Source organism: Isoptericola hypogeus (genome assembly GCF_039531145.1).
Taxonomy (GTDB): Bacteria; Actinomycetota; Actinomycetes; order Actinomycetales; family Cellulomonadaceae; genus Isoptericola; species Isoptericola hypogeus.
In genome coordinates this window covers 1,533,748-1,553,184 of sequence record NZ_BAAAPM010000003.1, presented here as the reverse complement: position 1 = coordinate 1,553,184, position 19,437 = coordinate 1,533,748, and the positions used below count along the sequence as shown (strand labels likewise).

Annotated in this window: 19 protein-coding genes and 1 pseudogene; 8 read left to right on the top strand and 12 right to left on the bottom strand. The window is 75.0% G+C overall.

The features are described from left to right. Positions 1 to 361 (top strand): annotated as a pseudogene (locus tag ABD254_RS09265) (ornithine cyclodeaminase family protein); the annotation flags it as partial. A gap of 54 nt (positions 362 to 415) precedes the next feature. Here ABD254_RS09265 and ABD254_RS09260 read toward each other — a convergent pair. Next, positions 416 to 1,348 carry a GNAT family N-acetyltransferase gene (locus ABD254_RS09260; protein WP_344247814.1) on the bottom strand — a complete coding sequence of 311 codons (933 nt, stop codon included), beginning with the start codon at positions 1,346 to 1,348 and terminating at the stop codon, positions 416 to 418. A 175-nt stretch (positions 1,349 to 1,523) separates the two neighbouring features. Here ABD254_RS09260 and ABD254_RS09255 point away from each other — a divergent pair, with 175 nt between their 5' ends. Beyond that, positions 1,524 to 2,468, top strand: a complete 945-nt coding sequence (locus ABD254_RS09255) for a diguanylate cyclase domain-containing protein (RefSeq protein WP_344247812.1) — start codon at positions 1,524 to 1,526, stop codon at positions 2,466 to 2,468. A gap of 48 nt (positions 2,469 to 2,516) precedes the next feature. Here ABD254_RS09255 and ABD254_RS09250 read toward each other — a convergent pair whose 3' ends face one another. From ABD254_RS09250 to ABD254_RS09235, 4 genes are read right to left on the bottom strand one after another with little or no spacing between them, the layout of a single operon-like run. Then, positions 2,517 to 3,503: a glycine betaine ABC transporter substrate-binding protein gene (locus tag ABD254_RS09250; RefSeq protein WP_344247810.1), complete on the bottom strand. Its 987-nt coding sequence runs from the start codon at positions 3,501 to 3,503 to the stop codon at positions 2,517 to 2,519. 34 nt (positions 3,504 to 3,537) lie between these two features. Continuing rightward, a complete protein-coding gene (locus tag ABD254_RS09245; protein WP_344247808.1) occupies positions 3,538 to 4,305 on the bottom strand; it encodes an ABC transporter permease in 768 nt (255 codons plus the stop codon). Continuing rightward, the gene (locus ABD254_RS09240; protein WP_344247806.1) at positions 4,302 to 5,405 is read right to left on the bottom strand and encodes an ABC transporter ATP-binding protein; all 1,104 of its coding nucleotides are present in this window, start codon (positions 5,403 to 5,405) and stop codon (positions 4,302 to 4,304) included. Before ABD254_RS09240 ends, ABD254_RS09245 begins: the two co-directional genes overlap by 4 nt. Further along, complete coding sequence (locus ABD254_RS09235) at positions 5,398 to 6,039, bottom strand: ABC transporter permease (RefSeq protein ID WP_344247804.1); 642 nt, start codon at positions 6,037 to 6,039, stop codon at positions 5,398 to 5,400. Before ABD254_RS09235 ends, ABD254_RS09240 begins: the two co-directional genes overlap by 8 nt. A 215-nt stretch (positions 6,040 to 6,254) precedes the next feature. On the opposite strand from ABD254_RS09235, the gene idi reads away from it, so the two are divergent. Beyond that, complete coding sequence (idi, locus tag ABD254_RS09230; protein WP_344247802.1) at positions 6,255 to 6,854, top strand: isopentenyl-diphosphate Delta-isomerase; 600 nt, start codon at positions 6,255 to 6,257, stop codon at positions 6,852 to 6,854. Positions 6,855 to 6,871: 17 nt separating this feature from the next. Here the strand turns inward: idi and ABD254_RS09225 are convergent, their stop codons facing one another. Further along, entirely contained in the window at positions 6,872 to 7,450 is a 579-nt protein-coding gene (locus tag ABD254_RS09225; RefSeq protein ID WP_344247800.1) for a DapH/DapD/GlmU-related protein, read from the bottom strand. A gap of 393 nt (positions 7,451 to 7,843) precedes the next feature. On the opposite strand from ABD254_RS09225, the gene ABD254_RS09220 reads away from it, so the two are divergent. Next, on the top strand, positions 7,844 to 9,652 hold the full coding sequence (locus tag ABD254_RS09220) for an HNH endonuclease signature motif containing protein (protein ID WP_344247798.1): 1,809 nt from the start codon (positions 7,844 to 7,846) through the stop codon (positions 9,650 to 9,652). 145 nt (positions 9,653 to 9,797) lie between these two features. On the opposite strand, the gene ABD254_RS09215 is transcribed toward ABD254_RS09220, so the two are convergent. Then, positions 9,798 to 10,718 (bottom strand): SDR family oxidoreductase, encoded by a 921-nt coding sequence (locus tag ABD254_RS09215; protein ID WP_344247796.1) that lies wholly within the window; start codon positions 10,716 to 10,718, stop codon positions 9,798 to 9,800. A 96-nt stretch (positions 10,719 to 10,814) separates the two neighbouring features. Between ABD254_RS09215 and ABD254_RS09210 the strand changes: the two genes are divergently transcribed. Further along, positions 10,815 to 11,342, top strand: coding sequence for a low molecular weight protein-tyrosine-phosphatase (locus ABD254_RS09210; protein ID WP_344248529.1), 528 nt, complete (start codon positions 10,815 to 10,817; stop codon positions 11,340 to 11,342). A gap of 59 nt (positions 11,343 to 11,401) precedes the next feature. Further along, positions 11,402 to 11,950, top strand: coding sequence for a GNAT family N-acetyltransferase (locus tag ABD254_RS09205; RefSeq protein WP_344247794.1), 549 nt, complete (start codon positions 11,402 to 11,404; stop codon positions 11,948 to 11,950). 24 nt (positions 11,951 to 11,974) lie between these two features. On the opposite strand, the gene ABD254_RS09200 is transcribed toward ABD254_RS09205, so the two are convergent. The 3 genes from ABD254_RS09200 to ABD254_RS09190 form a co-directional block, all read right to left on the bottom strand. Then, positions 11,975 to 13,072, bottom strand: a complete 1,098-nt coding sequence (locus ABD254_RS09200; protein WP_344247792.1) for an alpha/beta hydrolase — start codon at positions 13,070 to 13,072, stop codon at positions 11,975 to 11,977. 72 nt (positions 13,073 to 13,144) lie between these two features. Then, positions 13,145 to 14,758, bottom strand: a complete 1,614-nt coding sequence (locus ABD254_RS09195; protein ID WP_425553734.1) for an N-acyl-D-amino-acid deacylase family protein — start codon at positions 14,756 to 14,758, stop codon at positions 13,145 to 13,147. Between the two features lie 10 nt (positions 14,759 to 14,768). Continuing rightward, on the bottom strand, positions 14,769 to 16,130 hold the full coding sequence (locus tag ABD254_RS09190; protein WP_344247788.1) for a type III PLP-dependent enzyme domain-containing protein: 1,362 nt from the start codon (positions 16,128 to 16,130) through the stop codon (positions 14,769 to 14,771). A 92-nt stretch (positions 16,131 to 16,222) separates the two neighbouring features. Here ABD254_RS09190 and ABD254_RS09185 point away from each other — a divergent pair, with 92 nt between their 5' ends. Continuing rightward, the gene (locus ABD254_RS09185; protein WP_344247786.1) at positions 16,223 to 16,639 is read left to right on the top strand and encodes a RidA family protein; all 417 of its coding nucleotides are present in this window, start codon (positions 16,223 to 16,225) and stop codon (positions 16,637 to 16,639) included. Here ABD254_RS09185 and ABD254_RS09180 read toward each other — a convergent pair. Both ABD254_RS09180 and ABD254_RS09175 read right to left on the bottom strand, forming a co-directional pair. Next, on the bottom strand, positions 16,629 to 17,411 hold the full coding sequence (locus ABD254_RS09180; protein ID WP_344247784.1) for an HAD-IIA family hydrolase: 783 nt from the start codon (positions 17,409 to 17,411) through the stop codon (positions 16,629 to 16,631). The genes ABD254_RS09185 and ABD254_RS09180 overlap by 11 nt on opposite strands. 35 nt (positions 17,412 to 17,446) lie before the next feature. Then, entirely contained in the window at positions 17,447 to 18,019 is a 573-nt protein-coding gene (locus tag ABD254_RS09175; RefSeq protein WP_344247782.1) for a DnaJ family domain-containing protein, read from the bottom strand. A gap of 181 nt (positions 18,020 to 18,200) precedes the next feature. Here ABD254_RS09175 and ABD254_RS09170 point away from each other — a divergent pair, with 181 nt between their 5' ends. After that, positions 18,201 to 19,382 (top strand): aminotransferase class I/II-fold pyridoxal phosphate-dependent enzyme, encoded by a 1,182-nt coding sequence (locus ABD254_RS09170; RefSeq protein WP_344247780.1) that lies wholly within the window; start codon positions 18,201 to 18,203, stop codon positions 19,380 to 19,382. The last annotated feature ends 55 nt before the right edge of the window (positions 19,383 to 19,437 follow it).

Sequence of the window (19,437 nt, the reverse complement as noted above, 5' to 3'; positions counted from 1 at the left end):
CGACCTCGTCGTCTGCGCGACGTCGGCGGGCGAGCCCGTCTTCGACGGCGCGCTCGTGCGCGACGGGGCGTGCGTCGTGGCGATCGGCTCGCACGAGCCCGACCGGCGCGAGCTGGACGGGACGCTGATGGGCCGCTCCCGCGTCGTCGTCGAGGACCGGGCCACCGCGCTGCGTGAGTGCGGGGACGTGGTGCTCGCCGTCGACGAAGGCACCCTTCGTCCCGACGACCTCCTCCCCTTGGCCGACCTCGTGCGCGGCGCCGGCCGGGCCGCCGACCGGCCGAACGTCTTCAAGGGCTCCGGCATGTCGTGGCAGGACCTCGCCGTCGCCACGGGGGTCGTCGACGCCGCCGGCGGCTGACGTCGACGACCGGGGGCCGACGGCGCGAGCCTGCCTCCGTCGGGGGGACGCGGACTACGGCGCGGGCTCGACCCGCAGCTCCGCCATGTCCACCACCGGCCGGTAGCCGAGCCGCTCGTACAGGCGGTTCGACACCGGGTTCTCGAGGTCGGTGAAGAGGCACACCCGCAGCTCTCGGTCGAGCAGCAGCCGCGAGACGTGCGCGGTCAGCGCGCCGCCGTACCCGCGGCCGCGGTGCTCGGCGGGCGTGTACACCGGCCCGACGCGCGCCACCCCCAGCGCCGGTCCGGCGAAGCCCACCATCGACACCGGCGTCCCGTCGCGGGTCCACAGCCACGTGCGCCCGCCGGAGACCCGCTCCGCGACGTCGTCGCGCGAGCCGAGGACGGGCGCGTCCGCGGGCCGCGCCCGGCCGGCCTGTCGGTCGGCGTCCTCGTGGAACCGCCGGTACCAGGCCTGCACCAGGTCCAGGTCGGCCGGCCCGGCGATCCGGGCCTCCCCGTGCGGGGCGGGCGGAGCCACGAGGCCGCGGACCTCGAACAGCCGCGTCGGGCGTTCGACGCGCGCCCGTCCGCCGGCGCGCTCCGCGACCCGGGCGACGAAGGCCTCGGTCGCGGGCTGGGCGCCGTTCGCGCCGGTGACCGGCTCGCCGTCGTCGGGCAGGACGTCGGCCAGCGCGGCCGCCGTCGAGGCCGCCATCGGCAGCAGGTAGAGCGGGTGCGGCGCGAACGGCGCGGTGCGCATCGCGATGCCGGCGAGCCCGCCGGACGGGTCGGTGGCGAGGGCGAACCAGTGCGGGTGCTCCGGCTCCGGGGCGCCCCGCTCCAGCTCGGCGGCGAGCCTGGTCGCCACCGTCGCGACGACCGTCCCCAGCACCGGGTCGGACGCGAGCGCGTCCCGGGCGGCCGACAGGAAGTCGCGCGGGTCGGGGACGATCTGCCAGGTGGCCCCGGTCTCCCGGGCTGCCTCGGTGGGCCGGTTGTTCATCTCCCGCACGGTAGCGGCCGACGCCCGGGAGGTCCGCTTCATTCCCGGGTCGGCGGTCGGTCGCCGATCCGCGGGTTGAACGCCGGGGGAACGGTCGGCGAACATCGTCCGAACCCCGCCCGCACGGCGGTCCGCGGGCTCCATACTTCCGGCTGTGCACGATGAGATCGCCCAGATGGCACGCCACGTGGCGCCGCGCGGCCGGACCCAGCTCGCCGGCGTCGCGGGGGACCTCGCGCAGCCTGCGATGGTCGTCGGCTCGTCGATGCCGATCGGCCAGCTCGAGGTCATGTTCCGCAGCCCGGACATCGCCTGCGTGGCCGTCCAGGACGACACCGGACTGGACCGCGTCGGCATCGTCACGCGCGCCGGGCTGGCGACCGCCCTGACGGGGCGGCTCGGCTACGGGCGCGCCGTCCTCGAGCGGCGCCCCGCCGTGACCGTCACCGACTGGTCTCCGCTCGTCGTCGACCCCCAGGCGCCGGTGTCGCAGGTCGCGACGCGGGCGATGGCCCGCTCCGGCCCGCGACGGTACGACGACATCCTCGTCCGGGGCCCGTACTGGGGCAGCGCCAGCACCGCGGAGGTCATGCGCGCGCTGGTCACCGCCCTCGCCGAGCGCTCGACGCACGACCCGCACACCCGGCTGCCCACGCGCGCGGCCACCTGGGAGGCGCTGTCGCACCGGTGCGAGCTGGTGCGGGGCGGGCGCACCCGGGTCGTGCTGGTGCTGCTCGACGTGCGCGGCATGGCCGCGCTCAACGCCGCCCACGGCCAGGACACGGGCGACGTCGTGCTGGCGGAGCTCGCCGCGCGCCTCGGCGAGGCGCTCCCCCGCGGTTGCGAGGCCGGCCGGGTGGACGGCGACCGGTTCGCCGTCCTCGCCACCCTCCCGGCGCTGGACGACATCGAGGCCGCCGCGTCCGCGGAGGCCGTGCGCCAGCACCTGCTGACCCGCCTCGCCGAGCCGTCCGGCCAGGTCGACGCCGCCGTGTGGCCGTCCCTGCACTCGGCCGTCGTGTGGTCGGTGGCCGGCGCCGCCGACGCCGACGAGCTCGTCACCCACGCCGAGCTGCGGCTGCGGCGGGCGAGCGCGGCGGCGCTGCTCGACGTCGCCTGAAGCCCGGCGCTTGGCGACCGCGCCGCGGGACAGGGCTCCGAGACGGGGCTACGTCCCCGGGCTGACGAGGCCCTGCGACACCAGCCAGTCCAGCGCGACGTCGGCGGGCTCCTCGCCGTCGACGTCGACGCGGGCGTTGAGGCCGATCATCACCTGGTCGGTGAGCAGCGGCGTGATCCGGGCGAAGACGTCGGCGATCTCGGGGTGCTCCTCGAGCACCGTCGTGGCGACGTTCGGCGCGACGTTGTACGACGGGAAGTACTGCGCGTCGTCGGCCAGGACCGTCAGGTCGAGCGCCTGGATGCGGCCGTCGGTCGTGAAGATGACGCCGAAGCTGCACTCGCCGTCGGCGGTCGCCTGGTAGATCGCGCCCGTGTCCATGATCCTGACGTTCTCGGTCGGCACGCCGTCGGGCTCGCCGAGCGGGACGCCGTAGTGCGCGAGCATCGGCTCGAACCCGTCGTCACGGCTGCGGAACTCGCTGTGCACGCAGAACGTGCGGTCGGCGACGGGGACGTCGGCGATCTGCGACATCGACGTGATGCCGAGCTCGTCGGCCGCCGCGGGACCCATCGCCAGGCCGTACGTGTTGTTCAGCGGCGCCGGCGGCAGCCAGGTGATGCCGTTCGCGAGGTCCGCGTCGTGCACCGCCTGCCACTGCGCGTCCTTGTCGGGGATGCCGGTCTCGCCCAGGTAGGAGACCCACGCCGTGCCGGTGTACTCCCAGCCGACGGTCGTGTCCCCGTGGACCAGCGCCTCGCGCGCCGGGTTGGAGCCGGGGATGTTGGTCGCGTCGGTGACGTCGAAGCCCGCCGCGCGCAGGGCGAGGACGGCGATCTTGCCGAGGATCAGCTGCTCCGTGAAGGACTTCGAGCCCACCGTGACATCGCCGCCGGCGGCGCCGTCGACCGGCTGGATCGCGCCGGGCGCGACGGCGGGCGCGTACCCCGACGACGGCTGCAGGCCGCACGCGGCGACGGGCACGACGGCGGCGGCCGCCGCGAGGGCGGCCAGGGCGCGGGCGGGTCGGTTCATCGAGCTCCTCATCTCGTGGTTGCTCACCGGCTCGTCACAGGCCGCGCGGCCGCGCGACGTGCTCGACGACGCGGCCGAGCCAGTCGACGACGAGGGCGAGCAGCGCGACCAGCAGCGCGCCGGAGACGAGCAGGGTCGGCAGGTACAGGTTGACGCCGGTGGTGATCAGCAGGCCGAGCCCGCCGCCGTCGACGAACGTGGCGAGGGTCGCGGTGCCCACCAGCAGCACGAGGGCGGTGCGGATGCCGGCGAGGATCACGGGCACGGCCAGCGGCAGCTCCACCCGCACGAGCACCGCGAGCGCCGACATCCCCATCCCGCGCCCAGCCTCCACGAGCCGCGGGTCGACGCCGGCCAGGCCGACCATCGTGTTCCGCAGCACCGGGAGCAGCGCGTACAGGACCAGCGCCACGACCGCCGTCGTCGGGCCGAAGCCGAGCCACATGGCGAGCAGCACGACCAGGCCGATCGCGGGCGCCGCCTGGCCGACGTTCGCCACCGCGACGACGGGCCCGGCGAGGCGCTTCATGCCGCCCCGCGTCAGCAGGATCCCGAGCGGCACGGCAACGGCGACGACGATGCCGCCCGCGGCGAACGTGAGACGCAGGTGCTCCAGGATCGCGGGCCACAGGGCGTCCCAGCCCAGCGGCCGGCTCTCGGTGGTCGTCAGGTCGGCGGTCGCGCGCCAGACGAAGAAGCCCGCGAGCACGACCGCGACCAGCGCGGGCTGCACCAGGAGGCCGCGCCACCCGCGGGTCCCCTCGGACGTGTCGAGGGCGCCCTGCTCGCGGAGCGCGCTCACGGCGCGCCGTCCCCGGCCGGCGCGCCGTGCCCGGCCGGTGCGTCGGCCCGTGCGGCGGCCGGGCGGGTCAGGAACGACATGACCGCCTCGAGGGTGAGGGTGCCGACGACCGCGTCGCGGGGGCCGGTGACGACGACGGCGGGCTGCCCGGCGGCGAGCATCACGTCGAGCGCCTCGTGGAGCGTGGCCCGGGCCGGCAGGACGGGAAGGGCGGGGTCCGGCCCGTCGCCGTCGGCGGTGGTCGTGCCGTCAGCGGCGAGGCCGGCCAGGGCGTCGCCGACGGACACGAGGGTGAGGGTCTTGAGCGCCGCGCCCTTGCCGACGAAGTCCACGACGAAGTCCTCGGCAGGGGCGGTGAGGATCTCCTCGGGCGTGCCGAGCTGCACGATCCGGGCCCCGGTGTCGAGGATGGCGATACGGTCGCCGAGCTTCACGGCCTCGTCGAAGTCGTGCGTGACCATGACGATCGTCTTGCCGAGCTCCTCCTGGATCGCGAGGAGCTCGTTCTGCAGCCGGTGCCGGGTGATGGGGTCGACGGCGCCGAACGGCTCGTCCATGAGCAGCACCGGCGGGTCGGCGGCGAGCGCGCGGGCCACGCCGACGCGCTGCTGCTGGCCGCCGGACAGCTCGCGCGGGTAGCGGCCCCGGTAGACGGCGGGGTCGAGGCCGACCAGCTCGAGCAGCTCGTCGGTGCGCGCGGCGATCCGCTGCTTGTCCCAGCCGTGGTCCCGGCCGAGCATCTTCGGCACCAGGCCGACGTTCGCCGCGACCGTCAGGTGCGGGAACAGGCCGCCGGCCTGGATGACGTACCCGATGCGGCGGCGCAGCGCGTCGGCGTCCTGCGTCGTGACGTCCTCGCCGTCGAGCACGATCCGGCCCGACGTGGGCTCGATGAGCCGGTTGATCATCTTCAGGGTCGTCGTCTTCCCGCAGCCGGACGGGCCGACGAGCACGAGGATCTCGCCCGCCTCGATGCGCAGGTCGATCGCGTCGACGGCGGGGCGGGCCTGGCCCGGGTACTGCTTGGTCACGCCCTGCAGGTGGATGGACGCGCCGGTCGTCGTCGTGCTGGGCGGCGCGGTCGTGGTGGTCTCAGGCACGGATCCCCCTGGGAATGGTGAGGCGGCCGACGCCGACGAGCGCCAGGTCGACCAGCAGAGCGATGACGACGACGAAGATCGTCCCCGTGAGCGTCGAGTAGACGGCGTTCGCGCCGCCGAGGCGGGAGAGCCCGCTGAAGATGAAGCCGCCGAGCCCGGGGCCCAGCACGTACGCGGCGACGGCGGCGATGCCCATGACCATCTGCGTCGACACCCGGATCCCCGCGAGGACGACCGGCCAGGCCAGCGGCAGCTCGACGCGCAGCAGGGTCGCGGACCGGCTCATGCCGATGCCGCGCGCGGACTCGACCGTGGCGCGGTCGACGCCGGACAGGCCCACGACCGCGTTCCGCAGGATCGGGAGGGTCGCGTAGAACGTCACCGCGATCACCGACGGCGTGACGCCGAAGCCCGTCCACGCGAGCAGCAGCCCCAGCAGCGCGAACGACGGGATGGTCAGCGCGATCGCCGTCGTCGAGCTCGCCAGCGACGACGCCCGCGCGCTGCGGTACACCAGCACGGCCACGCCGAGGGCGATCAGGGTCGCGAGCGCGACCGACTGGATCACCAGGCTCGCGTGCTGGAACGACGAGAACAGGATCTCGTCGCGGCGCTCGACGACGTAGTCCCACATGGGGCGGGTCTCCTCAGGGTGGCTCGTGGCTCTCGACGGGTCCGGTCCGCCCGCGGCCGGTGTCCGGCCGCTCGTGGGCGGGTGCCGCAGATGATCCCGTCGACATCCTCATGTCCCTGCGCGCACCAACGGGAACTCATGGTGAAGACCGCGGCACGTCCCCGTCAAACCGCGGGCCGTCTGCCGGGCCGCCCGGCCCGTGCGAGGGTGGGGCGATGGCACACCCCGAGGCCCGGCGCGACGGCGCCGACCCTGCCGTCGATCGCGGCGCCGACCACGCCGACCACGTCGTCCTGGTGGACGACGCCGGCAACCGCCTGCGCACCTGGCCGCGCTCCACGGTGCACACCGAGGCGACCCCGCTGCACCTCGCGTTCTCCTGCTACGTGCTCGACGACGCCGGCCGGCTGCTCATGACGCGCCGCGCGCTCGCCAAGCGCACGTGGCCGGGCGTGTGGACCAACTCGTTCTGCGGCCACGTGCGGTGGGAGGAGTCCGCGGAGGAGGCGCTGCACCGCCACGCCCGCGGCGAGCTCGGGCTGGACGTGGCCGACGTCGAGCTCGCGCTGCCCGACTTCCGGTACCGCGCCGTCGACGCGTCCGGCGTCGTCGAGCACGAGATCTGCCCCGTCTACGTGGCGCGGGTCGCTGGCGAGGTCGCGCCGAACCCCGACGAGGTCGCCGAGCTGGCGTGGGCGCCGCCCGACGACGTCATCGCCGCCGTCCACGCCGCGCCGTGGGCCTTCAGCCCCTGGATGGTGGAGCAGCTGCGGGCGTTCCACGCCGCAGGGCTGGACTTCAAGCCGGGCGGCTGAGGGCGGCGTCGGCGCGACTACCAGCGTCGGATCACGGTGGCCTTGGGGCCGGCGACGAGACTCCTCGCCGGGACGTCGTCGGCGACGACGGCGCCCGCGGCGACGACCGCGTCGCGCCCGATGCTCACGCCCGGCAGGATCGTCGCTCCGGCGCCGATCCACACGTTCTCGGCGACGTCGATGGGCCCGCCGGTGAGGTACAGGCGTCGCTCGTTCGGGTCGACCGGATGGCTCATCGTGATGAACGTGGTCCGCGGGCCGACCATCGTGCCCGCGCCGAGCCGGATGCCGGCGTAGTCGAGGAAGGTGCAGTTCTGGTTGACGAACACCCGCTCGCCCAGCTCCAGGCGCAGCCCGTGGTCCGTGAAGAACGGGGGGTAGATCGTCACCCCGGGCGGGAGCGGGCGCCCGAGGATCTGCTCGAACAGCGCCGCCTTGCCCGCCTCGTCCTCGAACGGCAGGACGTTGAGCCGCGACGTGAGTGCGGTGACCTCCAGGACCCGCGTCGACATCGCGGTGAACTCGGGGCCGAGGTCCCGTTCGGCGGACGCCGGCTCCGCGGGCTCGTGGATGGGCATGAGGCGGTCGCTGGTCATCCGGCGATTCTGGCAGCAGGAAGCCCGCGGGCTGGAGGCCTGACCTCCTACCGTGCTGGACGACGGCACGGCACCCGCGGGCTCCGGTGGTCGCGAGGAACTCGCTACCCGTCCCGCGCGCCGGCCGGGCTCGACGACCTCGTCATCGGGTCCGGCAGCGCGAAACGCTCAAGGGCGCGCGCGACTAGCGCGCGACCACCTCATGGGTCCGAAGAGTCTTCACTGCGTCGGATCACCTCCCTTCTCATGTGCCGACGACGCTACGCCCGGTCGCCGGAGGTGCCAAGGGGTTTTCCACCGGTGTTCGCCGACGGCTCAGTCGACCGGCAGGCACACCCACGTGTTCGTACAGGTGTTCGAGTGGGTGTCGGTGGCCCGTGGTTGGGTGTTGTCATGGCGGATCAGCCGGGCAGCGTCGCAGCGGACGGCCCCGAACCTCATGGGAGCGGGGCGCAGCTCGTGCTGGATGCTGCGCTGGAGGCGGCCGTGGCGGAGCAAGCGCTGATGAATGCGGCGGCGGGGCGGCGCACGATCGCGCTCGCAGGGGTCGTGGAGGCCGCGGACGCCGATCTGGGGACGATGCTGGACCTCGGGGTGGATCGCATCGCGTCGGCGTCGTTGGTGCGCCGGTCGTCAGTGGCGCACCGGGCGCTGATCGCGGAGGTCTCCTGCAGCCTCGGAGTCGGTGAGCAGGCGGCGCAGAGCCTGCTGGAGGACGCCGAGGTCCTCGCCAGCAAGGCGACCGGCACGTTGGGCCTGTTGTGTCAGGGGGACATCTCGTATCAGCACGCGGCGAAGTTGGCCGGTGTGGTGGCGGACCTGCCCGCCACCGCGGTTGCGGACGTGGAGCGGGTGGTGCTGGGGCGCGCGCCGGAGCTGACCGCGGCGAAGTTCGGTGCCCTGGCCGAGAAGGTGCGCGACGTTCTGCACCCGGTGCCGGCGGAGCTGCGGTGCGAGGCCGCGAGGTTGAAGGCGAACGTGTGGCTGGACGACGACAAGGACGGCATGACGTGGTTGACGGCGCTGCTGCCCACGGCCGCTGCCCGTGCCGCCTACGACCGGGTTACTCGGACCGCGGCGAGAGCGAAGGCCGCGGGGGATCCCCGCGGGGTGGGTCAGCTGCGCGCCGCCACCCTGACCGCGCTGCTGCTCGACGACGACGCAGCGAAGAACGGAGCGAAGGGCTCGACCGGCAGCGGCTCGTCCGGCGGCGGGCCCGCCGATGACGGTTCGACAGGCGACGGCTCGACAGGCGAGGGCCCGACGGTTCGCAGATCGACCGACGCTCGGGGTCGCGAGCCGGGCACGGGTGAACGCCGTGAACAGCCCCGGCCACCCGTACCGCCCGGTACCGGCGAACCACCCGGACCGCCAGGACCGCGGGAACGATCGACGGCAGTCGAGCCGGTGGAGCCACCCGAGCCGGTGGACGTGCCGGACCCGTTGGAAGTCCTGGCGCGCAGCATCAAGCCGGTGCTGCACGTGACGGTGCCGATCACCACCCTCACGGGGGTGGGCGAAGGCTCGGCGACGCTGGACGGTGTCGTGCCCATCGACGCCGAGACAGCGCGCCTGCTCGCGGCGGGTGCGCCGACGCTGCGGCGCGTGCTGACGGACCCGGTCACGGGGGCGATGCTCACTCTGGAACGGCGCACGTACGTCGTGCCAGCGGACCTGCGGGCGTTCCTCACCCAGCGGGACGTCACGTGCCGGTTCCCGGGCTGCCGCATCCCGGCGCGCCGGTGCGACGTCGACCACACCATCGCATGGGCCGACGGCGGCACCACGGACGCCACGAATCTGGCCCATCTGTGCCGCCGGCACCACACGCTGAAGCACGAGTCGCGCTGGCAGGTCGAGCAGCTCGCCGACGGGGTGCTGGCGTGGACCTCGCCGCGGGGTCGGACGCATCTGACCACGCCCGGGGTCGCGGAGCAGGTCCTCGGCCGGCTGGACGCATGGGCCGTCGAGGCCCGGTACCTGGCCGACGAGACACCACCCGACCCGAGCATGAGTCTGAGCACCGAGCCGAGTACGGACCTGAGCACCCTGCCGAGTACGGACCTGAGCGCGGACCTGGCCACGGACATGGACGTCGACCCGACCGACGAGCCCGTCGACAGCTCCGCCGCGGACTCTCTGGAGCTGGCCGGCCGGCCCGCTGACACGGGCGTCGACCGGGACGACGCCCCGCCCTTCTGAGCGGGCGAGTCCCACCAGGGTCCCGGGGGTCGGCCGCCGGTCTGGGACAGGCTCATCCGGCCGGGGTATCGGCGGGGTTCGACACCGGGCTTCGACAGGTTGGACCAGGCCGGATCCAAACGGGCTCGATCGAGCGCGTCGGATCTCAACGCCGCAGGTTCGCCCACTCCGCGGGGTAGTCGTCGAGCCACTGCGCCAGGGACCGGGCGGGGCGGCCCACGAGCCGGCTCACGTCGTCGGACACGTGCGCGAGCTCACCCGCCGCGATGGCGGTGTACGACGTGACCCAGCCCGCGACCTCGAACGGCTCCGCGCCGTACCCGGCGCGGGACTCGTACGCCTCCTGCTCCGACTCGGCGTGGTAGGTGACGTCCCGGCCGCTCGCCTCGGCGAGGGTGGCGGCGACCTCGGCCAGCGTGAGCGCCTGCGGGCCCGTGACCTCGTACGTCGCACCGTCGTGCCGCCGGGGCCGCTCGTCGAGGATGACGGCGGTCGCGACGTCGGCGACGTCGTCGTGCGAGACCGACGCGACGCGACCGTCGCCTGCCGGGCCGCGGATGACGCCGTCGTCGCCCACGAACATGGTCAGCGCGTGGTGGTACAGGTTGTCGCGCAGCACCGTGGTGCGCAGGCCGGACCGCTCCGCGACCGCGGCGAGGTGCTGCTCGGTGTGCCAGTGGTCGCGCGCGAACGTGAAGGTCGCGTCGGGCGCGGCGCCGACGAACGACGTGTAGACGAGGCGCTCGACGCCGGCCGCGACCGCGGCGTCGATGGTCGCGGTGTGCAGGGCGACCCGGTCGGCGGACTCGCGCGCGCTGACCAGGAAGACGGTGCGCACGCCGTGGAACGCGGCCCGCATGGCGTCGGCGTCGGCGTAACCGTCGGCGACGGCGATCTCGCACTCGGGGAGCCGCCGGCCGTCGGCAAGCCGGGGAGCCTGCGCCGGGTCGCGCACGACGAGCCGCTGCCGCGCACCTTCCGCCGCCAGGCGGAACGCGAGCCGCGAACCGAGCCGTCCGCTCGCGCCCGTCACCGCGACCAACCCGTCCGCCGACCACCGCACCATGCCTCACCGTAGGCACGTCGACGCCGGCAGGGCCTGTCGAGCCCCGCGGCGGACGAGGGTGAGAATGGGCCGGTGACTGCTGAGCCGTACCGCGTGATGACCGTCTGCACCGGCAACATCTGCCGCTCCCCCATGGCCGAGATCGTGCTGCGCGACCGGCTGGAGGCGGCGGGCCTGGGCGACCGGGTCGTCGTGGACTCGTCGGGCGTGAGCGACGAGGAGCACGGCAATCCCGTGGACCCGCGGGCGCGGCGCGTGCTCGCCGCGCACGGCTATCCTGCCGGCGACGGGCACCGGGCGCGCCAGGCCACGGCGTCCGACCTCGCCTCCCGCGACCTCGTGCTCGCCATGACCGCGCAGCACGCGCGCCGGCTGCGCCGCCTGGCGACGGAGCGCGGCGCGTCAGGCACCGAGCGTGCCGAGATCCGCCTGTACCGGTCGTTCGACCCGGACGCCCCGCTGGTGGAGCGGGACGCCGACGAGCACCTGCTCGACGTCGACGACCCCTGGTACGGCGACCAGGGAGGCTTCGAGACCACCCTCGCGGAGGTCGAGGCGGCCGCGGACGGCGTCGTCGCCCACGTGCGCGCGCGCCTGGAGGGCACCAAGGACGTCGCCTCCTGACGGCGAGGCGCGGTGAGATCCGGGCGCGGGGCGGCAGCCCCGAGTGGGACGATCCGGGCATGACGACGAACGAACCCCGGCCCGTCACCGTCCGGCGCGTGCGCGCGGACGAGTGGCGCGAGGTGAAGGAGCTGCGGCTCGCGGCACTGCAGGACCCGGTCGCGCACCTGGCGTTCCTGGAGACGCACGACGAGGCTGCCGCGAAGCCCGACGGGTTCTGGCGGGGCCGCGCCGAGGGCGCGGCGTCCGGCGGCCCGGTCGCCCAGTACGTCGCGGTCGACGACGACGGCCGCTGGCTGGGCACGGTGACCGGCCTGCTGGAGGAGCCCGGGCAGGACAGCGCGCTCGGCGGCGCGGTCCAGCGGCGCCAGGTGCACCTGGTCGGGGTGTTCGTACGGCCCGAGGCCCGGGGCGCGGGGATCCTGCAGCGACTGTTCGCGGCCGCTCAGGGCTGGGGGCGCGAGCAGGGCGTCGAGCTCGCGCGGCTGTGCGTGCACGTCGACAACTCCCGCGCCCGGGCGGCCTATCTCAAGGCCGGCTTCGCGCCGTCGGGCACGACGTTCACCCTCGACGCGGGCGAGGAGCTGGAGATGGTGCGGCCGCTCTGACGGCTCCGGTCCCGCTCTGCCGGCTCAGCGGCGGCGGCGGAACAGCCGCCGCCACCCGCTCGGCTCAGGCGCGGGCTCGGGGGCGGCGCGCGGCGGGACGTACGCACGCAACCAGCGCGTCGTCTCGGCCCAGACGACGTCGCGCACGGGGGCGGCGGACAGGGTGACGTCGTGCAGCGCGCCGTCGACCCGGACGACGGTCACGCGGCTGCCGAGGTCGGTGGACCGGCGCGCCACCCCGACGACGTCTATCACGGAGTCGGTGCGGAGCATCTCCTGGCTCCAGCGGACCGGCGCGGTGAACCGCGCCGAGAGCAGCACGAGGACGGGGGCCTCGATCCCCAGGCCGCGCGCCACGCGGTCGTGCCCGCGGAAGACGGCGGACAGCCACGCGGGCGTCGGGCGCCAGCCGGCGTCGGAGCGCCACGCCGGGTCGTAGTCCCACTCGCCGTCGAACCGTGACGACGTCGCGCGGGAGTAGAAGCCCTGGTCGAGGTTGATCATGTGGCTCAGCGGGGCGAGCGCCGCCTGCACCCGCACCCCCGGCTCGAGCATGCGGCGCCCCACGTGCCGCGTCTGGAACTCGAGCCACGGGCTGTTGAGCACCAGCGCGTCGGCCCGGCCGGGGCGGTGCGCCATCCACAGGCTGAGCACCAGGCCGCCCGTCGAGTGCCCCATGAGCACCAGCCGCCGCCGCCCGGCCCCCGCGTCCGGGCCGTGGCCGACGAGGGCGAGCGCCGCGGAGATCTCCTCGTCGTAGGTGCGCAGCCGGGTGACGAAGCCGGGCGTCTGCCAGGAGCGGATGCTGCGCCCGTACTTGCGCAGGTCGAGCGCGAAGAACCGCGCGCCCCGGGCCTCCCAGAACGCGGCCAGGTGCGGGTGGAAGAAGTAGTCGTTCCAGCCGTGCACGTACAGCACGTCGACCCCGGCGTCGGGGACCTCGGCCGTCGTCTCCGGGCGGGACGTCGGGGCGCGCCGCACGAGCGTCGCGACGACCTCGCCCTCGAAGTCCGGCTCCAGGAGCAGCGTGTGCTGCTCGAAGCCCGGCAGCACGTCGGGCAGCCAGCCGGCCGGCGCGGTGGGCCGGTCGTCGGAGGTCGTGCCGGCGGATCGCTCGCTCACGCCCCGAACGTACGAAACCCGGTGCCGCGGCGCGACCGGACGCCGCGTAGTTCGCCCGGAGGACCGCCCGGGTCAGCGTGCCGCGCCGTCGGCGGAGCGGCGGACGGCGCGTCCGGGCAGCGCGCTGGTGCGGGCGCCGTCGTCCAGCACCGCGACGCCGTCGACGAGGACGAGGTCGATGCCCTCGGCCTGCCGGCGCGGGTCGTCGAAGGTGGCGACGTCCCGGATCGTGGCGGGGTCGAGGAGCACGAGGTCGGCGGCGTACCCCGGGCGGACGAGGCCGCGGGCGGCGAGGCGCAGGCGGGCGGCGGGGCGCCCGGTGAGGTGGTGCACGCAGTCCTCGAGGGTGAGCAGGCCGAGCTCGCGCACGTACCGGGCGAGGTAGCGCGGGAACGTCCCCCACGCGCGCGGGTGCGGCCGGCCGCCGACGAGGATGCCGTCCGATCCGCCGCAGTGCGCGCGGTGGGTCATGATCGCGCGGACGTTCTCCTCGTGGCCGACGTGCTGGAGGATCGTCGTGCCGAGGCGGTCGGCCCGCAGGAGGTCGACGAAGACGTCGCCCGGCGCGCGGCCCTCGCCGCGGGCGATCGCCGCGATCGTGCGGCCCACCCGGTCCTCGAGTCCCGGGCGCTGCACGCCGCTGACCTCGATCGTGTCCCAGTCGGCGACGCAGCCGTGGCAGCCGTCGGTGCCCACGTGCTCCAGCTCGTGGACGATCCGCGCCCGGTCGGCCGGGTCGGCGAGCCGCGCGAGGGCGGCGTCCGGCCCGCCCGAGAACGCCCAGCTCGGCAGGAGCGCGCTGAGCGTCGTCGAGCCGGGCAGGTAGGGATAGGAGTCCAGGGTGACGTCGACGCCGTCGTCGAGGGCCGCGTCGACCAGCGCGAGGAGCTCGCCCGCGCGGCCGGCGTTCGGGGCGAAGTTCATCGTCGCGTGCGTGAGGTGCAGCGGGCAGCCCGTGGCCCTGGCCAGGTCGAGCACCTCGGCGTACGCCTCGAGCGCCCCCTCGCCGTAGGAGCGGGTGTGCGGGCTGTAGTACCCGCCGTGCGCGGCGACGACCCGCAGCAGCGCCGCGAGCTCGGCGTCGTCGGCGTACATGGACGGCGGGTAGGTGAGGCCGCTGCTCATGCCGAGCGCGCCCTCCCGCAGCCCCCGGGCGAGGAGGTCGGCCATGCGCGCCTGCTCCGCGGGCGTGGCGGGGCGGTCGTCGGGGCCGACGACGAGGAGCCGCAGCGTCCCCTGCGGCACCAGGTAGGCGGCGTGGCAGGCGATGCCCCGGTCGAGGCGGTCCAGGTAGCCGGCGACGGAGTCCCAGTCGTAGGCGAAGCCGGGCGGGTCGCCGTTCCAGCCCGCGAGCTGGGTGCGCAGCGCGTCCCGGGTGCGCTCGTCCACAGGCGCGAGGGACAGGCCGTCCTGGCCCAGGACCTCCAGCGTGACGCCCTGGCCGACCTTCGCCGTGTGGTCCGGGTTCGCGAGGATCTGCACGTCCGAGTGCGCGTGCAGGTCGATGAAGCCGGGGGTGAGCGCGCGGCCGGCCGCGTCGACGGTGCGGTGGGCCCCCGCCGCCCGGACGTCGCGGCGGCCCGGGTCGACGGCGGTGATGCGGCCCGCGGTCACCCCGACGTCCGCGACGAAGCCGGGCGCTCCCGTGCCGTCCACGACCAGCGCGTCGCGGACCAGCCAGTCGATCACGGCGCCCTCAGAAGAACGTGCGCACGAGGTCGACGACGACCGGGTCGGCCGCGTCGGCGTCGTCGACGACCGGGACCAGCGCCCACTTGTCCATCGCCGTGCAGGGGTGCGACAGGCCCAGGCGCAGCACGTCGCCGATCCGCACGGGCGGCTCCTTGGCGCCGGTCGCGTCCCAGCGCAGGAAGCCGTGCTGGTCGTTGACGGCGGTGACCGTGACGCCGTCGACCGGCGCGAGGCCGACGCCGTCCTCGTCCTGACGCGGCCAGCGGCGCTGCACGCGGGGCAGACCCTCGTCGAACGGCAGGTCGCGCTTGCCCGCGTCGAACAGCGCGAGGCCGGGCTCGGGCTGGGAGGTGACCCGCACCCAGGCGTGCATCGCGGCCCGGAGGCCGGTGCCGTCGGTGCGCGGCTCCTCGCCGAGCGCCGAGACGTGCCGGTAGTGCCCGTCGTCGTGCACCTGGTAGGCGCCGCTGCGCAGCACCACGCGGGCGCCGGTGCCGGCGAGGGGCGAGAGCACCTCGTCCACCAGGTCGAAGAACGCGCTGCCGCCCGCCGAGACGATCGGCGCGTCCACCTCGTACAGGCCCGCGGCCTCGATCTGTACGTGAGCCGCGAGCAGGTCCCGCAGGTAGGCGACCACCACGTCACGGCTGTGGGGGTCGGAGTCGTGCGCCAGCGCCCCCTCGTATCCCGCCACCCCCGCCAGCCTCAGGTGCGGGGACGCGGCGACCCGCTGTGCCGCCGCGAGCGCGGTGGCCTCGTCCCGGGCACCCGTGCGGCCGCCCGCTCCCCCGCGCTCGACCAGGACGTCCAGCGGCGGCCGCGGCCCGGCGTCGGCGACGTGCGCGGACAGGGTCTCGTGCATGAGGTCGACCGTGGTGGGCGAGTCCGCCCAGACGAGGACCCGCAGGTCGTGGTCGTCGGCGAGCTCGTCGGCGACCCAGCGCAGCGCGGCCGGCGAGATCAGCGTGTTGGCCACCAGCACCCGGGTCACGCCGAACGCGCGCGCCACCGCGAGCTGGGAGGCGTTCGCGACCGTGATCGCCCACGCCCCCGCGTCGAGGAGCTCCGACCAGAGCTGCGGGGCCATCGTGGTCTTGCCGTGCGGCGCGATCGCCAGACCGCGGGCCGTGCACCAGTCCTCCATCGCGCGCACGTTGTGGTCCAGCGACGCCCGCGAGAGCGTGAGCAGCGGCGTCGACAGCTCGGACAGGCGGGGCCGGCGCTCGCGGACCTCCGCGACGCTCAGGCCCCACAGCTCCGGCGGGATCGCCTTGTGCTGCCAGCCCGTGCGCTCGTCCGCGAGCGCGGCGACGCGGCCGCGGTCGATGCGGCATGCCTGCTCGTCGTGCTGAGCGTCGTGGTCCATCGTCAGAGCACCTCCCCCGCCGTCAGGCATGCTTGGGACAGTACGGCAGCAGGCCGAACGAACTCCATCCCTCGAGCCCGGAGGACCGTCCGATGACCAGTCCCACGAACAGGACCGCCGTCCGCACCGACCAGGCTCCCGCCCCGGCGCACACCTTCTCGCAGGGGGTGCGGGCCGGCAACCTCCTGCAGGTCTCGGGGCAGGGCCCGGTCGACCCCGCGACGAACGAGTACCTCTACCCGGGTGACGTCGCCGCGCAGACCACGCGCACCCTGCGGAACGTCGAGGCCGTGCTGGCCGGCGGCGGCGCGAACCTCGCCGACGTCGTCATGCTGCGCGTGTACCTCACCACCCGCGCCGACTTCGCCGCGATGAACGACGCCTACGGCGCCTTTCTCGCCGAGCGGCTGGGGCCCGACGCCGTCCTGCCCGCCCGCACGACCGTCATGGTGGAGCTCCCGCGCGAGGAGATGCTCGTGGAGATCGACGCGCTCGCCGTCATCGAGTGACGAGCAGGTCGGGCAGGGCGGTGACGTCGTCGACGACGTGCTCGGCGCGGGGTAGCGCGTCGTCGTCGGCCTGGCGGGAGAACTTCCCGGTGCGCACCAGGACCGTGTGCACGCCGGCCTCGAGGCCCATCGCGATGTCCGACGAACGGTCGTCCCCGACCACCCACGTGCGCGCGGGCCCGGGCGCCGGGTTGACGGTGCCCAGCGCGAGCCGCAGGAAGTCGGAGCTCGGCTTACCGAGCGTGCGCGCGCTCACCTCGGCGCCGTGCTCGAGCGCCGCGACGACCGACCCGGTGTCGAGCGCGGGTCGCCCGCCGCGCAGGAACCAGCGGCCGTGCTGCAGCGCGAGCAGCTCCGCCCCCGCGAGGACCGCGCGGAACGCCGCGTCGAGGGCCGGGTAGTCGAGCACGTCGTGCACGTCGCCGACCAGTACGTGCGTCGGGTCGTCGTCCGGCCCGACGACGGCGAGGGATGCCCCGAGCTGGTCGCGGACCACGCCCGTGGCGAGCACGTGCACCCGCGCGTCGGGAGCCGCGGAGAGGTACGACGTCGCGGCGTCCACGGGGGTGAACAGCTCGGCCGGGTCCAGCTCCAGGCCCATCCCCCGCAGCATCGCGACGATCGACGCGGAGTCCTGGGAGTCGGTGTTGGTGACGAACCGGATCGCGTGCCCCGCGTCCCGCAGGTTCGCGACGGCGCGGTCGGCGCCGGGCACCAGCCGGCCCGCGTCGTAGACCGTGCCCTGCAGGTCGAGGACGACGGCGTCACCCACGGTTCGTTCCCCCCTGGTCCCTCAGGCCGCTCCGTTCAGCGGATCCCGTGCGCCCGGCGCCGCTCGCGCCAGCGCTGCACCTCGCGCTCGACGTCGCGCGTCGGCGTCACGACGGGCGGGCCGCCCATGAGCTGGCGGCGGGCGTCGATCACCCGGGCATTGAAGTCCTGCACGACCTGCCGGACCCGCGACTCCTCGGGCTCGCGGTCGAGGGTCTCGTCGAGCTCGGCGTCGTCGCGGCGCAGCTGCGCCGCCGGCAGCACCCCGGTGATGTTCTCGCGCTCCACCAGGCTCTTCAGCCACCAGTCCGGATCGTGGGTGCCGCGTAGGCCGGGGATCGGCTTGCCCGCCAGCGGCAGGTCGTCGAACTCCCCGCGGCGGATCGCCTGGTCGACCACGGTGTCCACCCAGAGGTGGCGGTCGTCCATGCGCGGTCGAGGCTGCGCGGCGGAGGGGGCGCCGGCGGCCTCCGCGTCGTCCTCACCCACCGTCGCGCCGCCCTGCGCGGCGCGCTCGAGGTCGGCCTCGCGGTCCACGCGGTACTGCACGGCGTGGCGCACCGGGTCGGCGCCGGCGTCGTCGGGTCCCTTGGCTCTCCAGGCTCGCATGTCTCCACGCTAGCGAGCCGCGCGGGTCAGTGCCGCGGGTCGCGGGTCGGCGGCGACGAACGGCGGCCACGAGCTGTCGGTGCGCGACGGCGACCAGGAGCGGGCGGTCGAGCGTCACACGCTCCGCGAGCTCGAGGCTCCTGCGGGGATCGCCGAGGGGCCGCGGCGGCATGATGGGCGCATGAAGATCTCCCGCCGCAGCCACGTGCCCCCGTTCGCCGTCATGCAGGTGCTGGCGGCGGCCAACGAGCGCCGCGCGGCCGGGAACGACGTGCTCAACCTGTGCGCGGGCGAGCCGTCCACGGGGGCGTCCGACGTGGTGCGGGAGCGCGCCGCCGACCTGCTGCGGCACGCCGACCTCGGCTACACGGAGGCGATGGGGGTCCCGGCGCTGCGCGCCGAGATCGCCGGGCACTACCGGCGCTGGTACGACGTCGACGTCGACCCGGGCCGGGTGGCGGTGACCACCGGGTCGAGCGGCGGGTTCCTCCTGGCGTTCCTCGCCGCGTTCGACGTCGGCGACCGCGTGGCGCTCGCGCGGCCCGGGTACCCGGCGTACAAGAACATCCTCGCGGCGCTCGGGTGCGAGGTCGTCGAGCTCGACTGCGGCCCGGAGACCCGCTACCAGCCGACCGTCTCCCAGCTCATGGAGGCCTACTACGGCGGCGGGCTCGACGGCGTCGTCGTCGCGTCGCCCGCAAACCCCACCGGGACGATGATCACGCCCGCCGAGCTGGCCGCTGTCGCCTCGTGGTGCGGCGAGCACGACGTGCGCCTGATCAGCGACGAGATCTACCACGGCATCGCCTACTCCGACGATGTACAGCAATCCACCGCCGCGATGTACGCGGATGCGGGGGCCGTGGTGGTCAACTCGTTCTCCAAGTACTGGGCCATGACGGGCTGGCGCCTGGGCTGGCTGGTGCTCCCCGAGGAGCTGGTCGGCCCGGTGAACGCGCTGGCCGGGAACGTCGCGCTCTCCCCGCCCGCGCTCGCGCAGCATGCGGGGATCGCGGCCTTCTCTCCCGACGGCTACGCCGCCGCGGCCGGGAACGTCGCGCGGTACGCGGCCTCGCGGGCGGCGCTCCTCGACCGGGTCGACGAGCTCGGCTGGCGCCCCGTCGCGCCCGCCGACGGCGCCTTCTACCTGTACGGGAACGTCTCGCGGTACCTCGACGCCGTCGGTGGCGACTCGGTGGCGTACTGCTCCCGCCTGCTCGCGGAGGCCGACGTCGCCATCACCCCCGGGGCCGACTTCGACGGCGTCGCCGGCGGCGAGTGGGTGCGCCTGTCGTTCGCGGCGTCGCCGGACGTCGTGGCGCGCGCCGTCGACCGCATCGTCGCCTGGCAGCGCACCCTCTGAGCGCGACGCGGCACGCACCGGCCCTGCTACCCGGGCGGGAAGGCCGCTCCCTCGG

Bases quoted from the DNA above. Each gene is read 5' to 3' on its own strand.
- ABD254_RS09260 (WP_344247814.1), bottom strand. From the start codon at position 1,348: ATGAACAACCGGCCCACCGAGGCAGCCCGGGAGACCGGGGCCACCTGG.
- ABD254_RS09255 (WP_344247812.1), top strand. From the start codon at position 1,524: ATGGCACGCCACGTGGCGCCGCGCGGCCGGACCCAGCTCGCCGGCGTC.
- ABD254_RS09250 (WP_344247810.1), bottom strand. From the start codon at position 3,503: ATGAACCGACCCGCCCGCGCCCTGGCCGCCCTCGCGGCGGCCGCCGCC.
- ABD254_RS09235 (WP_344247804.1), bottom strand. From the start codon at position 6,039: ATGTGGGACTACGTCGTCGAGCGCCGCGACGAGATCCTGTTCTCGTCG.
- idi (WP_344247802.1), top strand. From the start codon at position 6,255: ATGGCACACCCCGAGGCCCGGCGCGACGGCGCCGACCCTGCCGTCGAT.
- ABD254_RS09225 (WP_344247800.1), bottom strand. From the start codon at position 7,450: ATGACCAGCGACCGCCTCATGCCCATCCACGAGCCCGCGGAGCCGGCG.
- ABD254_RS09220 (WP_344247798.1), top strand. From the start codon at position 7,844: ATGGCGGATCAGCCGGGCAGCGTCGCAGCGGACGGCCCCGAACCTCAT.
- ABD254_RS09215 (WP_344247796.1), bottom strand. From the start codon at position 10,718: ATGGTGCGGTGGTCGGCGGACGGGTTGGTCGCGGTGACGGGCGCGAGC.
- ABD254_RS09210 (WP_344248529.1), top strand. From the start codon at position 10,815: ATGACCGTCTGCACCGGCAACATCTGCCGCTCCCCCATGGCCGAGATC.
- ABD254_RS09205 (WP_344247794.1), top strand. From the start codon at position 11,402: ATGACGACGAACGAACCCCGGCCCGTCACCGTCCGGCGCGTGCGCGCG.
- ABD254_RS09190 (WP_344247788.1), bottom strand. From the start codon at position 16,130: ATGGACCACGACGCTCAGCACGACGAGCAGGCATGCCGCATCGACCGC.
- ABD254_RS09185 (WP_344247786.1), top strand. From the start codon at position 16,223: ATGACCAGTCCCACGAACAGGACCGCCGTCCGCACCGACCAGGCTCCC.
- ABD254_RS09175 (WP_344247782.1), bottom strand. From the start codon at position 18,019: ATGCGAGCCTGGAGAGCCAAGGGACCCGACGACGCCGGCGCCGACCCG.
- ABD254_RS09170 (WP_344247780.1), top strand. From the start codon at position 18,201: ATGAAGATCTCCCGCCGCAGCCACGTGCCCCCGTTCGCCGTCATGCAG.